The sequence below is a fragment of the Endozoicomonas sp. ALB032 genome, assembly GCF_049310125.1.
Classification (GTDB): domain Bacteria; phylum Pseudomonadota; class Gammaproteobacteria; order Pseudomonadales; family Endozoicomonadaceae; genus Endozoicomonas_A.
This window is the reverse complement of record NZ_JBLYNW010000001.1, coordinates 4,133,052-4,146,790: the sequence shown is the minus strand read 5'-3', so window position 1 is coordinate 4,146,790 and position 13,739 is coordinate 4,133,052. Positions and strand designations below refer to the sequence as shown.

General features: G+C 48.8%; 9 protein-coding genes. 2 read left to right on the top strand and 7 right to left on the bottom strand.

What is annotated here, in order from left to right; all coding sequences use genetic code 11:
• Positions 1-100: 100 nt before the first annotated feature.
• Positions 101-1,930, bottom strand: coding sequence for a DNA helicase RecQ (recQ, locus tag ACO6VG_RS15935; RefSeq protein WP_422133204.1), 1,830 nt, complete (start codon positions 1,928-1,930; stop codon positions 101-103).
• 156 nt (positions 1,931-2,086) lie between these two features.
• Here recQ and ACO6VG_RS15930 point away from each other — a divergent pair, with 156 nt between their 5' ends.
• Positions 2,087-2,692 carry a YecA family protein gene (locus ACO6VG_RS15930; RefSeq protein WP_422133203.1) on the top strand — a complete coding sequence of 202 codons (606 nt, stop codon included), beginning with the start codon at positions 2,087-2,089 and terminating at the stop codon, positions 2,690-2,692.
• Positions 2,693-2,770: 78 nt separating this feature from the next.
• Here the strand turns inward: ACO6VG_RS15930 and ACO6VG_RS15925 are convergent, their stop codons facing one another.
• The gene (locus ACO6VG_RS15925) at positions 2,771-4,132 is read right to left on the bottom strand and encodes a substrate-binding domain-containing protein (RefSeq protein ID WP_422133202.1); all 1,362 of its coding nucleotides are present in this window, start codon (positions 4,130-4,132) and stop codon (positions 2,771-2,773) included.
• A gap of 177 nt (positions 4,133-4,309) precedes the next feature.
• On the opposite strand from ACO6VG_RS15925, the gene ACO6VG_RS15920 reads away from it, so the two are divergent.
• On the top strand, positions 4,310-6,541 hold the full coding sequence (locus ACO6VG_RS15920; RefSeq protein ID WP_422133201.1) for a tyrosine-protein phosphatase: 2,232 nt from the start codon (positions 4,310-4,312) through the stop codon (positions 6,539-6,541).
• A 41-nt stretch (positions 6,542-6,582) separates the two neighbouring features.
• Here the strand turns inward: ACO6VG_RS15920 and ACO6VG_RS15915 are convergent, their stop codons facing one another.
• The 5 genes from ACO6VG_RS15915 to ACO6VG_RS15895 all read right to left on the bottom strand — a co-directional run bounded on the left by ACO6VG_RS15915 (position 6,583) and on the right by ACO6VG_RS15895 (position 13,507).
• Entirely contained in the window at positions 6,583-6,951 is a 369-nt protein-coding gene (locus ACO6VG_RS15915) for a MerR family transcriptional regulator (RefSeq protein ID WP_317145885.1), read from the bottom strand.
• A complete protein-coding gene (gene ihfA / locus ACO6VG_RS15910) occupies positions 6,923-7,234 on the bottom strand; it encodes an integration host factor subunit alpha (RefSeq protein WP_317145884.1) in 312 nt (103 codons plus the stop codon). The genes ACO6VG_RS15915 and ihfA overlap by 29 nt, the downstream gene beginning before the upstream one ends.
• Positions 7,235-7,323: 89 nt before the next feature.
• On the bottom strand, positions 7,324-9,702 hold the full coding sequence (pheT, locus tag ACO6VG_RS15905) for a phenylalanine--tRNA ligase subunit beta (RefSeq protein WP_422137603.1): 2,379 nt from the start codon (positions 9,700-9,702) through the stop codon (positions 7,324-7,326).
• Between the two features lie 44 nt (positions 9,703-9,746).
• Complete coding sequence (gene pheS / locus ACO6VG_RS15900; protein WP_422137602.1) at positions 9,747-10,775, bottom strand: phenylalanine--tRNA ligase subunit alpha; 1,029 nt, start codon at positions 10,773-10,775, stop codon at positions 9,747-9,749.
• Positions 10,776-11,002: 227 nt separating this feature from the next.
• A complete protein-coding gene (locus tag ACO6VG_RS15895; protein ID WP_422474679.1) occupies positions 11,003-13,507 on the bottom strand; it encodes an ATP-binding protein in 2,505 nt (834 codons plus the stop codon).
• Positions 13,508-13,739: the final 232 nt, after the last annotated feature.

The window sequence follows — 13,739 nt, the reverse complement described above, 5'->3', positions numbered from 1 at the left end:
ATGCTATGAGACATAAGAACCTGCTAAAGCCGATAAAAAAGAAAACCGATAGCGTGATTCGAAAAGCACCCATACTCCAGCATAGAAAAAAATACCCGGATCAAACAGTCGAAACAACAAACCCGGATATTAACTCTACAAAGGTCTGCCCATATTTTTCCAGCTTATACTCACCCACCCCTGAAATATGAGACAGAGCTTCCAAACTGGCGGGTTTAACCGCTAACATTTCATAGAGTGTTTTGTCATTAAAAATGACATAAGCAGGAACACCCTGCTCTTCCGCCAGCTCTTTACGACGCGCTCTCATGGCTTCCCATAATGGACGATCATGGTCGTCAATAATAACTCTGCCCTGATCCACTCTCCGGGTTTTGCGTGCTGCACTCTCAGAGGCGTATTCAAAGCGATCCTGACGGAGCAATAATCGCTCACTACCTTTGAGCAGAGGACGGCATTTTTCATTCAATTTGAGAGCCCCATGCCCTTCTACATCAACATTTATATACCCTCTGGACACCAACTGCCGGAAAATTGAGCGCCACTCACTCTGTTTGAATTCACTACCTATACCAAAAGTGCTTATCCGTCGGTGACCAAATTGACTGACTTTGGCCGTTTCTTTGCCAAGCAGAACGTCGACCAGATGAGAGACTCCAAACATTTGCCCGGTCCGGTAAACACAGGAAAGGGCTTTTCTGGCGGCTTCCGTACCATCCCAGGTCGTCACCGGCTCCAGACAAAGGTCACAGTTGCCACACTTATCTTTCAAGGGTTCATCAAAATACTCCAGCAACACCTGACGGCGACAACCCGTTACTTCACAGAGAAACAACATGGCCTCCAGCTTTTGCTGCTCAATTCGCTGAATTTCAGGCGCTGCGGTAGAATTCGACTGAATCTGTCTCAGCAACATGACGTCCTGAAGACCATAAACCATCCAGGCAGTAGCCGGGAGTCCATCACGACCGGCCCGACCGGTTTCCTGATAATAAGCTTCGATACTTCTTGGCAGGTCCAGATGAGCAACAAAACGAACGTCAGGCTTATCAATCCCCATTCCGAATGCCAGGGTAGCAACAATAATCATGCCGTCTTCGTTGAGAAAACGATGCTGATTATTCTTGCGATCGTGAGCTGTCATACCGCCATGATAAGGCAGTGCTTTTCGGCCCTGGGCATTCAGCCAGGCAGCAGTATCCTCCACCCGTTTTCTGGAAAGACAGTAGACTATGCCCGAATCATCAGGGTGCTCTTTTTCCAGAAATCTCAACAATTGCTGCTTACCCTGCTTCTTCTGACTGATGCGGTAAAAAATATTGGCCCGGTTAAAGCTGTCAACAAACACCCTGGCCTGCGCCAGACCCAGACGTTCGATAATTTCCTGTCGGGTTCGTTTGTCTGCTGTGGCGGTCAGGGCAATTCTGGGAACCGTTGGAAAACGTGTTTTCAGTACCGAGAGCTGCAGATATTCAGGCCTGAAATCGTGCCCCCATTGCGACACACAGTGAGCCTCGTCAATAGCAAACAGAGAAATCTGTATCCGATCCAGCTTCCTTAGCATCATTTCAGTCATCAGACGTTCGGGAGCAACATAGAGCAGGTCAATATGCCCGGTGAACAGCTCCTGCTCTATTCGGTACTGCTCTTCCATGGAAATGCCCGAATTCAGGCTTTCGGCCCGAATACCTATCTGCTTGAGATTACGGATCTGATCTTCCATCAGGGCAATCAGAGGGGACACAACAATAGCTGTACCCGCCATAACCAGAGCCGGTACCTGGTAGCAAAGTGACTTACCACCGCCAGTAGGCATAAGGACCAGCGCGTCACGCCCTTCTGTGACCTCTCTGATGACCTCTCCCTGGAAGCCACGGAAAGATTCGAACCCGAAAGTATTTTGCAGAACATTCAGAGCAGGATCAGTCATTACAGTCCAATGCACATTTAAACGACGGTGATTAATTAGATAAGAAAAGACAAACCAGTATACCATCAAACTGAGGACCTGACCGAGAATAGACAGGAATCTTTCAGAAAACTACTGTAGACTCCCCGGTTTTCATTCATACCGGATTCTCTTTAAATGCAGGACATCTGTTCTACTCTGGAGCCGCTGCTGAACAGGTATGCGGATGAGGAAGGTTTTACTTTCCACGCCATCCATGGCTTCTATAGCGCCATGGCTATCGTCCCGTTCGAATTGAAGACCGATGTGCGTAATGAGATTCTGTTTGGCACTCGGGTAACACTCTCCGGGGAAGATTCAGCCCTTCTGGAACAGGCTCTTGATCAGTTGTCACGAGCGATAGATCGACAGTTCAATGAAGAAGAAGGCTTTGAGCTTTCCTGTGAAGAATTTGCCGACCCGAATGATGAAGACCTGCTGGACTGGTGCTGCGGTTTTCTTCAGGCTCATATGATGACGGAAGAAGAGTGGTTCCGAGAGAATGAACAGGAAGTCAGTGAACTGTTGCTCCCGGTCATGCTCGGCTCTGGTCTGTTTGACGACGAGCCTGAGTTCGAAGCTATTCTGGAAGACGAAAAGCTGACTGAAGATATGTGCAGCCAGATACCTGAGGTGTTGATGGAGCTTTATCTGATGTTTAACTCTCCAGAGGAGGCCAGCGGCAAGCCGCCAGCCAATAAGTTAAAATCAGCCCGCAAGGCCCCACCGCGCAGGCACCGGTAACATAGTCTGCACTGCTCAAGAAGGAAGTGAACAGTGCTTCATGCTATTGTACCGCCTTTATGAAATTTATCGGTGAATTCAAAAGGAGGCCGCCACTTGATTGGATTCACTGTCTGCTTTGACCCAGACTTCCACCCGGCGGTTTCTTATTTTACTGGCCAGACTCTCTGCTGAAGACAATGCCATATACTGACCGTAACCCCGGTACTGGATTTTCTTCCGTGGAACTCCAGCCTTGACCAGAGCTCTTCTGACCACATCAGCCCTGAGCTTAGCCAAAAGATCTGAATTTCTCGATTGCGCCCTCTGATCTGCGAAACCAATTAACAGAACCTCGCCTGGCTGTCGATCAATGAAACGCGCCAGCCTTTCAATATCATTGATAGCCTTGTTATCAAGCTGGGCACGCCCCTGAGCAAAGCGGAAATTAACAGACGCACGGTCAAACTGGTCAACAATCCGCTGATAATCCTCTGGTGCAGACTGCACATCAGGGCTCATCAGCTCAACCGCCTGATGAACATAACCAACAGAAGCTACGACAGGTTGTGCCTGATCGCTGGTTGCAAAACGGAGAAAGTCGAGAGCATCAGGATCAGCGTCCTTTTCTGGCAGATACATATAAAGACGGCGACTCAGAACATAATCTTCCGTCGAAACATGCAGCAGCTCAGGCTTCAATGCTCTGTCAGTGCCTTCAGAAACCATCAATGGTCTGGCTCGACCAATGGTATTCAGGCTGACAAAACCAATGCCCCCCGGGGTCGATGCCACCTTGTCAGAGACATCGGCATTGGACTCAAAACGCATGGCAGTTGGGTCGAGCTGGTATTTTTTGGCCAACACGAGGTTTTTGAAAGTATCCCAGGTTCCCGAACGATCATCGCGGGCAAACAGCGAAACCGGCAGATCGGCCCCTCCCAATTCTTTCCAGTTCTTCACTTCACCAGAAAAAAGACGGGCAATATCTTTGATATCCAGCTTGTTAATACTGTTACCCGGATTCACAATAATCGCCAGACCGTCAATGCCAACAACATACTCTGCTTCCAGACTGCTGAAATCGCCCATGCCAGACAACATGGCCTGCTCTTTAGTCTTTATCGGTCGTGAAGCGGCGGCAATCTGTCCTTTCCCGCTGGCCAGTGCTTTAAAACCACTGGATGAACCATGTGCAGCAATAAAGATGCTGACCAATTGACCCTTAGCGGGTAAAAAGCCAGTCACTTTGACCTCATTATCCAGACCGGTCGGGAAAACACCTACGCCTTCTGCCCCCAGATACTTCAGATAGGACTCAGCTAATGATGGCCCTAATCTGGCACCCACAGTATTTGAGCCATGAATCGAGAACAATAATTCTTCTTGAGCCTGAGCGCCAAAAGAAACAAGAGATAAGAATGAATAAAACAGCAGAGATCGGAATGTTGTTATTGTCATGAGTAAATTTCAGAGCACACTTCTAATTTTTCGGTGAGTCTATCGGCGAATTATGACAGAAATATGACACCCATTAACGATAAACGCCTGTCAGCGCCGCTTGACCCTGACTCTGTGGAAAATGTTACATAGCCTTTTATACTGCAAGAATCAGGGAAGATTCTCAGGAGAGAGGTTGTGGGCAATACAATTAATAACGGCGGGACTTCTTCAATAGGCCATTCTCAAACAGCGGGCGCTGATCCACAGAATTCAATAACCAAGACAGTCAAGGTCAACGGTAAGCTCTACAATTGCAGTGCTTCGAAAGTCTGGGGTTTGAGAGTTGCACGGGAAGTTCTCGGTGTTCACGGTCTGGTTAAACCCGTCTATGACCACTTCCATGGCAAGTTGCATGAACATCTCGCTGATAATACAGCGACCCCATCAAAAGCGCCTTCAACACCGCTCTCAGAAAGAAGCACCCGCCCACTGCCCAAGCTTCCCAACCAGATGAACGAGCAACCCAGGACCCATTCTAAACCTGCTAATACACCACTTGCAGTCAGAAACAGCAGTCCTGAAACCCAACCGGCTAAAGCCCTGAAAGCACCGGAAATCATTAAAAACCTGGAGCATGGCAAATTTGAGGATAAATCCGGCTTCTCACTCAACAAGTTCTCGGAAGCCGTCCAACAGCTCTCTACTCCGGATATCAAGGAATTGATCTTTCAACTTAGCCAAAAGGACGACCCTGGTTATGATACGATCATGCAAGAAGTACGAGAGATTTATGCTGAAAGAAAAGTCACCGAGGGGCTGAAAGAATTTGGTGATAATGTGCAGGGTCTCAAAGACAGATGCGCCGGACGCTATGCCAATTCCCCCAAACTTGCAGCTGCGGTGTTTGCAGAGATTGATCGTCAAGTTGGTCTTCAGGAACCCCCCGACTCCCGATCCCTTGAACTTAAGGAACTGACTCCGTCCTTGCAGTGTGTCTATGGGTCAGACCATGGATCTCAACTTGAATTTGGCACTTACCAGGGAGCTTCGCTTAACTTGAGTCAGGAGTTCCCCTATAAGCCTGACGACTCTGAAATTAATACGCAATACAAAAAGATTAAAAGCCCACAGATACAAGGAAGGATCGATAACCAACCTTTCTTCGAAAAGGCACATCCAAAATTTTCTGACATCCATCTTGGCAATAGAGACAAAGGATTTGCACCGGGAGCACCCTATCATGCCGCAAAAGTCGACCTGCCTGGTGGCAGCTTTATCGCGAGTCAGGGGCCACTTGAAAACACAGAAAACAACTTCATAAAAATGCTTGCTCATCATCGTCCTGCCGTATCCGTTTCTCTTGTTAACTCCAAAGAACTCGAAGATCCGGAAATTTCCCATAAACCAGATAAGAAGCGTTCTATCGAAGTTGGCCCTAAGGAAGTCGGCGAAGAAAAAGACTGTGGCGGCGTTAAGGTTAGACTGGATGGACAATACTCTTTTGATGAGGGTAAAGTTACCGTCAAACAACTCTCCATTAATGGGGAGACACAATTCAGGGTTTACGATAAAGGCTGGGCAGACCATAGCGCCGGCACCCCGGAAAGACTGGCAAAACTGTCGGTACTGGTTGAAAAGTTACGTCAGCACCCCTCTGTTGCAGCCAGGTCAAACAACCCCACCGTCGTCAACTGCAATGCGGGAGTCGGCAGAACCGGAACCTTCATCACGATTGATAACAGCCTGCGGCAGTATCAAAAAACGGGTGAGGTTCCCCGGGATTTCACTCAAACCATTACTACCGCGCGCCAGGCCAGGAACAAATTCGTGCAAACAGCAGGACAGTTCAATACCCTGACAGCGGTTCACGGACAGTTCACACCCTTGTTTAATCCCTTATTGAAAGAAGCGGGTCTGACCGTTGCGACACCTGCTACCCCTCAAAAAGCCCCGGAGCCCAAAGATAACGGGCTGGGGTACGGCTCAGAAGATTATGCCGTCGTCAATAAGCAAGCGCGAGATGCTGACAGACTCAGAAGAGCCAATAGGGATGACACTTACGTCAATGTCAACTTTGCAGATAAAACAAAAACTTCTGTTGAAAAGGCTCCAGACTTACCGCCGGTAGCAGCGAAGAGAACAAGAAACAATGGCCCTAAAGATGCCGATGAATTGCTGGATAAAATTACTGGCGGCGGGTATGGAATGACAATACAAACATTCGATAGACAGACGCTGACCACTGAACTTACCCGTGTCTTGCGTCAGGCAAATAAGATTCAGGATCAGGAACAGTTCGTTGAGATTTCTAAATACACCAAGACCTTGAAAGCAGATAAAAACTGGAGTGAGATAGGCCAGCTTATTGATAAAATCGTCAATAACCACACGCAAAACGGCCCCCCGCCCACTCCTTCCCGAAGGTAAATCATACCGGCATCCGCCGGTATTTTTTTATCTGCATATTCTTACTTGGAAGGAATCCCATCCAGCGCATCGACAACATCTTCCAGTTCAGCAATGGTTTGCCGGATCAGTTGTTTGTACTGGGAAGCGTCCAGCTTCTGCACTTCGCCTTTGAGATGATTACGGGCGCCGTCAATGGTAAAACGCTTGTCGTAGAGCAAACTGCGAATTTGCCGGATAAGCAGCACATCCTGTCGCCGGTAATAACGACGGTTCCCGCGCCTGACCGGTTTTAACTGCGAAAACTCCTGTTCCCAGTATCGCAGGACATGGGATTTGACCTGACACAAGTCGCTGACCTCACCGATGGTGAAGTAACGCTTGCCGGGAATAACAGGGAGATCACTCTTCCTGAGCTCTGTTTCCTGCATAAGCCTCGACTCGTGACCTGAGTTTCTGACCAGGCTTGAAAGTCACCACCCTGCGAGGAGAGATAGGAACCTCTTCGCCGGTTTTGGGGTTTCGGCCGGGCCGCTGACTTTTGTCTCGCAGTTCAAAATTACCGAAGCCGGATAACTTGACCTGTTCATTATTCTCTAATGCCTGACGGATCTGTTCGAAAAACTGCTCGACCATATCCTTGGCTTCGCGCTTGTTCAAACCGAGTTCTTCGTGCAGACGCTCGGCTATGTCAGCTTTCGTCAGAGCTCCCATGGATAACTTCCGCTCTCTTATAACCAGGGCAGCGAACTGTCGAGCCTGCTCAGAAAACAGGCCCGATACAGAGCGCTTGCATTGGCTGATTAGCTTCGGAGACTGGCACCAAATTCCGATCCCAGCCGACTTACGATGCTGTCAATCACTTGATTAACTTCTTCGTCTTTTAGAGTGCGGGAAGCGTGCTGCAAGGTCAAGCCCAAAGCAAGACTCTTATGACCTTCCGCAATGCCTTTTCCGGCATAAACGTCGAAAATACGAACATCTTTCAACAGCTCAGAGGCTTCTTCCCGAATGACCTGGTTCAGACTGTCAGCCGCCACTTCCTGCTTGACAAGCAAGGCCAGGTCACGACGAACTTCAGGGAACTTTGACAGCGGTGTGAACTCTGTTACTTTGCCCAGGCTCATCGCTTCCAGACTTGCCTCAAACATGATCAGCGCATCATTCACCTCCAACTTTTTCGTCAGACTTGGGTGCAGAGCGCCTATATGACCGACCACCTTGCCATCACGAACCAGCGCTGCACACTGACCTGGGTGCATGGCATCGTGGCTGCTGTTTTCAAAACGGAACTCCCCTGCAGCACCACCCAGTTCCAGCAGAGCTTCCACATCCCCTTTCAGGTCGTAGAAGTCTGCGGGCTCCGCTTTAATCGCCCAGCTTTCAGGGTAGCGACTGCCTGTAATCACGGCAGCAATCTGATTTTCCTGCCTCAGAGAGTCGCCTTCACGAACGAACGTCTGACCGGTTTCAAACAGACGAACACGGCTCTGCTGACGATTCAGGTTGTAGCTGACTGTTTTAACCAGGCCCGGTAGCAGAGATGTTCGCATGACAGAAAGATCGCTGGCGATGGGGTTCGCCAGAACCACAGGCTCACGCCCGGGATCAAACAGCTGATGCAACTTCGGGTCAATAAAGCTGAAGGAGACCGCTTCCTGATAGCCACGAGCGACCAGAATACGACGAATATCCCCTTCTTTAACTCTGTTTTCATCCACTTGCTTAAGCTTTAACAGAGCCGTTGGGATGGTTTCTGGCAGTCGTTCATAACCGTAGATACGACCCAGTTCTTCCACCAGGTCTTCTTCTATAGAGATATCAAAGCGCCAGCTTGGCACAGAAACGGACCACTCACCCTCGGCAATAGAACTCATCTCCAGACCCAGTCGTGTCAGCAGAGCTTCAATCAGGTCATTCTCGATGGTAATGCCCAGCAGAGAAGCCACTTTTTCAGCTCTCAGCTTGACTGTGCTCAGTTCAGGCAGCTTGTCTTCGCTCACTGCCTCAGCAACAGGACCTGGCTGACCACCGCAGATTTCCAGAATCAGGGCGGTTGCTCTCTCAATGGCCTTACGCTGCAACTGGAAGTCCACACCACGCTCAAAGCGGTGGGAAGCATCGGTGTGCAGTCCGTAGGAACGGGCCTTACCGGCAATGGTAATGGGATCAAAGAAAGCCGCTTCCAGCAGGACGTTACGGGTAGTTTGTGAGACACCAGAGCCTTCTCCGCCCATCACACCGGCAATACCCAGAGCCTGCTGCTCATCGGCAATGACCAGAGTCCCGGTATTCATAATGACTTCCTGTCCGTCCAGCAGAACCAGCTTTTCCTGCTCATGGGCCATGCGAACAATCAGGGAACCCTTCAGGGTATCCAGATCATAACCGTGCATAGGCTGACCCAGTTCCAGCATGACATAAGCGGTCACATCAACAACGGGATCAATGGAACGAATACCGGAACGACGCAGGCGCTCAACCATCCACAAAGGGGTAGGTTGAGTGACATCAACATCTTTCAGGATACGGGTCAGAAATCGTGGCGCCCCTTCCCTGGATTCAACAACCACCTTAAAAGTATCATCAATGGTCGGAGCTACCGGCTCAACCTGAACTTCGCTGACGTCAGCCAGGAAGTTCGCACTGACTTCCCGGGCCAGACCCGCAATGCTCAAACAGTCACCCCGGTTTGGCGTCAGGTCAACATCAATAATCCTGTCATCCAGGCTCAGGTACTCTCGGATATCCTGACCCACAGTAGCATCCGCTGGCAGCTCCATCAGGCCGTCTGAAGATTCAGCCATACCCAACTCTTCTTCCGCACAAAGCATGCCAAAAGATTCAACACCACGCAGTTTGGCTTTCTTGATTTTGAAATTGCCCGGCAGAACGGAACCGACTGTTGCAAAAGGTACACGAATACCCACACGGGCATTAGGCGCACCACAAACCACCTGGAACTCTTCTGAACCAGTACTGACACGAGTGACACGCAATTTGTCAGCATCCGGGTGTTGTTCACAGGCAACAATTTCACCCACAACCACACCGGAAAACTCGCCTGCTACCGGGTCAACGTCGTCCACTTCCAGGCCAGCCATGGTGATCTTATCTACCAGCTCCTGAGTGTCCGCTTCCAGGGCAACCCACTGACGTAACCATTGTTCACTGAATTTCATAGACTTTTCTCAACTCCGTTATTCGATCTGATCGCCGCAAACCGTTAATTGAACTGGCTCAGGAAGCGCAGGTCATTATCGAAAAACTGACGTAAATCGTTTACGCCGTAACGGAGCATGGCAAAACGCTCAACCCCCAGACCGAAGGCAAAGCCTGTGTACTTGCTGGTATCAATACCGGAGTATTCAAACACTTTCGGGTGGACCATACCGCAGCCCAGAACCTCCAGCCACTTGATGGAACCGTCTTCATTGCGTCCCCATTCAATGTCCACTTCTGCTGAAGGCTCAGTGAACGGGAAGTAGGACGGACGGAAGCGGACTTTCAAGTCGTCACGCTCAAAGAACACCCTCAGAAAGTCACTGAGAACACTCTTCAGGTCAGCAAAACTGACTTTCTCTGCCACATAAAGACCTTCGACCTGATGAAACATCGGGCTGTGAGTCTGGTCGGAATCGCAACGGTAAACCTTGCCCGGGCAAACAATGGCAATAGGAGGTTTCTCACCGGCCTTGCTCAGGGCCTCCATGACACGAACCTGAACCGGAGAGGTGTGGGTTCTCAGAACGGTGTTGTCATTGAAGTAAAAAGTATCGTGCATGGCACGGGCCGGGTGATGACCGGGAATATTCAACGCTTCGAAGTTGTGGTAATCGTCTTCGATTTCCGGCCCCTGGGCCACTTCAAAGCCGATGTTGCCGAAGTAATCGGTGATACGCTCCATGGTGCGGGTAACAGGGTGCACCGTCCCCAGGTTCTGGCTACGGCCGGACAGGGTGACATCAATGGTTTCACTGGCCAGGCGAGCTTCCAGAGCCACTTTTTCCAGACCTTCACGTTTCACATCCAGGGCGGCCTGAACCTGCTGCTTGGCTTCGTTAATAAAGCCGCCCGCCTTCGGACGTTCTTCCGGAGACAGTTTGCCCAGACCTTTCAACAGCTGGGTCAGCTCGCCTTTTTTGCCAAGAAACCGCACCCGAACATGGTCCAGATCAGTGGCATTGGCAGCTGACTCAACTTCAGCCAGTGCAGAGACGACTATAGGTGAAACAAGTGTTTCCAGATTCTCCATGGGATTCCTGATAACCGATGCGTAGAGAAAATAAACCGCCAATTCTAGCGGTTGAGGAAAGGTTTGAATAGATTTACTTGCAGGACGGATTTCACCAGTACAGGAAAGCCCTGACATTCATAACGGTACTGCGATAAATCGGTCTGAAAATTCCTGCTCCCTCGTCAAATAGCTCGCTATTCTCCTCGGAATCAGAAATTTTTATCCTCAATTTATCGCAATCTTCGCTAAGGACGCTTAAGTCTGTCAGGCTGCTCCTGCAGTCCGGATTCCGCAAAGTCCGGGAACATATGCTCTAGCCGCTCTCTGATACGAACCTCCCCATTTAGAAGTTGAAGAAATTTTAAATAATCCATTACAGCTTCCAAGAATAATGTGCGGTCATTGGTTTTCACTACCAGCTTCAAGCCTTCGTCGTGTACTTTCTGAACAACATTTAAGAACTGCTCTATCCAAGTACTACTAACAGTAAAATTACACTCCATAAAAACAGCCTGATGCTCCGTTTTGGATAAATGGCTGAAATGGAAATCCTGGCTTACAAATTCTGTTCCAGGTAATTTGGGAGGGCCCACCTGGCGGACCCGATCAGCTGGAATACTGAGTACTCTGGCCATTTCCTCTATTGATACGGCGTGCTCAGTGATCACTCCTGCAGCATTGCGGCCTTGATACTGACCCAGTTGCGCTAGTGCATCAGCAGCCTGTACGTCAGGGCTTTGCCACCATTGGGAACGACAACTGTCTCCCTGCAAACCACTAAGGTAAAGAAAATTATGGGCACACCTGGTTAAGGGCTCGATATCGCCAAGGAATTCAGCTTTGACAGGAATATGATGATTTGAACTGACCATGATAGCTTTCTTGGCAGTCATCACATGTTTCATTGTTTTTGCCAGAAGTTGTTTGCTAAAGTGACCGCCGTTAGCATCATCGATTACCACCAAATCTTTACCGGCAAGCATTTCCTCGATCTTGCTATCCCATTCATTACCCTGGAAGCACTGATACAGTTCGCCTGCCTTATCTGCGTCTAGATACAGGGTGTTGACACCATAGTCGGCTGCTTTTTTGGTAACTGCTACACAAAGATGTGTTTTTCCTAGTCCCGGTGATCCGGTCAGGAATAGTCCCATGGGCTTTTTATACGAGGCTCCACCCTGATTATTAATCACAGCACGCGTGAACTTCAGGGCCGTCTCATGCATCAGTTCCTGCTGTGTTGAGCGGGGTTCGAATTGATCTATATCAGCATCAAGATTTTCAGTATGGAAACGTGACACCTGGTGCACCGGCTTTGGTTTCATAGCCCGAGTGACAGACAAAAGCGGTTGACGGTGCCAGACTTGATCGCACTCGGACAAAAAATTTTCCCAGGTCACAGTATTAAATCGAGCCACGATAGTGATGCCACCAATAGGGTGATCATAGGGCAGGATATCGTCGGTCCAATCTTTATAGCTTGATTTCCCTTCTTTAATGGCAAGGATTGTCTCAGGACTCTGTGGTCTATTGTAGCCATCAATCAGTATTTTTTTGACCTGCTCGTAGGTTTTCGGTTCAACAAATTCACCCGGACCAAACCCCAGATAGAGATTCTGTCCGCTGCTGTTTTGCCCGGTGCATACCAGATTAAAACCGACAGCATCACCAGTTGCGTGCTTCAAATCGTAGCCTTCTACGCCCTGAATATAGAGGATATCACCCTTTTTTATTTTCAGCTCTGACTGCCCATTGCTCCCTGAACCTTTGTAAAACTCGAGATACTCAAACAGACAATGGAGAGGGTTGCTGTACTTGATCCGATTGACATATTCACCCTTTGTGAAGCATCCAATAACCTGGGACATGTGACCGAAAAGGGTGACTGGAATTCTGAACTTTGAGATCGGTGCGCCAAAGATGCGGTCGAATTCGTCGGTGCCAATGATGGTTTCAATGGCCCGATACTGACAGGCCGAAAGGGTCGTTGCACAGTCTGCAATGGTGGGGCCATGAAAAAAAGCATTCAGACACTCACTTGGTTTATAGCCATTATCCATTGCTACAAAGTTATACTTGTTCGTTATGTCAAAATATTCCGGCAGTGAGTGCTTCCCGAGGTATGAACTTTTTGACAGACCGGGAAGTTCGAGAGTCCGATAATCCTCAGGATAAAAAACACCCAGACGTTTTTTTTCTACTTGGGTCCGATATTTCTTGATACAAAAACCATCCTGAAATGGCTCTTCTCCTGCTTCAGAACCTTCCACTCGACGCTGAAAGCTTGTCTCAACTGAGTCCCGATCAGCGTAGGATGTGTTACTGAGCTGGAGCCAGTCAATTGTATTCTCGGCGAACTGCTCAGCCACGGACTTAGTGCTGCGACTTTTCGGAAAGGGTTTGTAAGTGGGGGTTATCTGACGTATAGAGTTGAGATGATCGTTCAAAGTAGCAGTATCGTCGTCCGAGACATTATTTGAAACTGATTTCTTCTCATCACCTGATAGCAAAGATGATACGCGCCTGGACAAAACAGGTTTATGTATCGGTTTCTCTTCGCACTCAATATCGATTGCGGTTAAAGCTTGCGAATCTGAAGAATCAAATCGCACAGGTGATACACACCTTGAGGGGTTAAACGAAAACTTTCTCGTGGAACTTTCGTTACAATCCGTTTTAGTAAATTTAACATCCTCTGCTCTGGGCTGAAAATATGTGCCGGGGTGAGAGCCTTCAGGTTTAATATCCATATTTCTTATCCTCCATTCACTTATGCTTGCTGTTAATACCTTCTTGAAGTCAGCTCATTTAGTCAGCCTGTTCAATCCTGCCTGACAGTATTTCAGGTCATCTCAAGAGAACGTGCGAATTATATGATACTGAAACTATCGTCTTAATAGTTTTGACAACCAGGAAATAATTTAGTTCATTGCCAAATGGAGGTGCCCGTTTCAGGAACTTGAAACATGATCTACTAAATAT